Source organism: Cellulomonas algicola, from assembly GCF_003851725.1.
Classification (GTDB): Bacteria; Actinomycetota; Actinomycetes; order Actinomycetales; family Cellulomonadaceae; genus Cellulomonas; species Cellulomonas algicola.
In genome coordinates, this window is the sequence record NZ_BHYL01000391.1 from 1 (window position 1) to 2,136 (window position 2,136).

Below are 2,136 nucleotides of genomic sequence, written 5' to 3' on the forward strand. Positions count from 1 at the left end.
CGCACCCTCCGCTGCGCTCCGCCTCAGTTCCGGTTCCTGTGGTCGGACTGAGGCTGCGCTCCGCTGCGGGCGCGTGCCGCCGGCGCGGCCCGCACCCTCCGCTGCGCTCCGCCTCAGTCCTCGAAGGTGTTGAGCAGCGAGTGCGCCGCACGCTCCAGGTAGTCCCACAGCTCGGCCTTGTGCAGGGGGGCCAGGTCGAGCGTGTCGACCGCGGCGCGCATGTGGCGCAGCCAGCGGTCGCGCGCGTCGGGGTTGACCTTGAACGGGGCGTGCCGCATGCGCAGGCGCGGGTGGCCGCGCTGCTCGCCGTACGTCGTCGGGCCGCCCCAGTACTGCTCGAGGAACATCGTCAGCCGCTCGGCGGCGGGGCCGAGGTCCTCCTCGGGGTACATCGCGCGCAGCACGGGGTCGTCGGCGACGCCGCGGTAGAACTCGTCGACGAGCCGCACGAACGTCTCGTGCCCGCCGACGGCCGCGTAGAACGAGTCGGGTCTCACGCCGACCATCCTCACACGCACGCGCGGACGTCGAGACGAGGCGTCGGTCACCTCGTCCGGACGCGGGGACCGCGTCGCGCCCGCCTCAGAGCCCGAGCTCCGCGAGCACCGGCAGCCCCGCCCGGACGACCTCCTGCGCGTCGGTCGCGGTCGACGCGGCGAGCGCGAGGGTCGCGAGGCGGCGGCACTCGTCGACCGGGGTCGCGGCGAGCACGGCGGCGACGTCGGGGAGCGCGCGCGGCGTCATCGACAGCGACGTGACCCCGAGCCCGACGAGCACGACGGCGAGCGCGGGCACCGCGGCGGCCTCGCCGCAGACGCCGACGGGACGGCCCTGCTGGGCGCCGCCGCGGCACGTCGCCGCGACGAGCTGGAGCACGGCGGGCTGCCACGCGTACGACAGGTGCGCGACGGCACCGAGCACGCGGTCGGCGGCCATCGTGTACTGCGTGAGGTCGTTGGTGCCGATGCTCGCGAACGACGCGTGCGCGAGGATCGGGCCGGCGAGCAGCGCGGCGCTCGGCACCTCGACCATGACGCCGGCCGTCTCCAGCCCGTGCCGCGCGCACGCGGCGACGAACTCCTGGGCCTCGTCGACGGTCGCGACCATGGGGGCCATGACCCAGACGGTCGCCGACTCGGCCGCGGCCGCACGCGCGATCGCGGTGAGCTGGTCCTCGAGGACCTCGGGGTGCGCGACGGACGTGCGCAGGCCCCGCACGCCGAGCGCGGGGTTCGCCTCGGCGTCACCGGCGAGGAAGGGCAGCGGCTTGTCGGCGCCCGCGTCGAGCGTGCGGACGACGACCTTGCGCCCGGGGAAGGCGGCGAGGACCTGCCGGTAGGCGGCGACCTGCTCGTCCAGGCCGGGGGCTTCGTCGTGGTCGAGGAACACGAACTCGGTGCGGAACAGCCCGACACCCTCGGCGCCCTGCGCGGCGGCGTCGAGCGCGTCCTGCGGGCTGCCGACGTTCGCGAGCAGCTCGACGCGGTGCCCGTCGGCGGTGCGGCCCTGGCCGTCGAACGTGCGGACCTGCGCGGCGAGCGCGCGGGCGGCGGCGACCTGCGCCTCGTCGGGCGCGACGGTCACCGTCCCCGCGCCGCCGTCCACGAGGACCTCGTCGCCCTCGCCGACCGTGGTCTCGATGCCGCGCGCGGCGACCACGCACGGGATGCCGCGTGCGCGGGCGAGGATCGCGGTGTGCGACGTCGGCCCGCCCGCGCCCGTGACGATGCCGAGCACCTGGGCGGGGTCGAGGGTCGCCACGAGCGCGGGGGCGATGTCGGTCGCCACGAGGACGTACGCGTGCGCACGCTCGGGCAGGCCCGGCGCGGGGCGGCCCGTGAGGTCGGCGACGAGCCGGTCGCGCACGTCCTCGATGTCGCGCACGCGCTCGGCGAACAGGCCGCCGAGGGCCGCGAACTGCTCGGCGACCGCGTCGGCGGCCTCCCACACCGCGCGCTCGGGCACGAGCCGGTCGGTGAGCACGCGCTGCTCGGCGTCGGCGACGAGCGTGGGGTCGGCGGCGATCGCCGCGGTGGCGTGCAGCAGGTCGGCGCTCTCGCCCTCGGCGCGCGTCGCGGCCGCGTCGAGCGCGGCCTGCACCCGGGCGGACGCCTCCCCGACGCGCGCGGCCTGCGC

General features: G+C 77.1%; 2 protein-coding genes. Both read right to left on the minus strand.

Annotated elements, in window-relative coordinates:
- Positions 1-113: 113 nt before the first annotated feature.
- Positions 114-497, minus strand: coding sequence for a globin (locus tag CTKZ_RS19725; RefSeq protein WP_124344512.1), 384 nt, complete (start codon positions 495-497; stop codon positions 114-116).
- A gap of 85 nt (positions 498-582) precedes the next feature.
- The coding region (ptsP, locus tag CTKZ_RS19730; RefSeq protein ID WP_124344513.1) for a phosphoenolpyruvate--protein phosphotransferase at positions 583-2,136 on the minus strand (1,554 nt) is incomplete at its 5' end.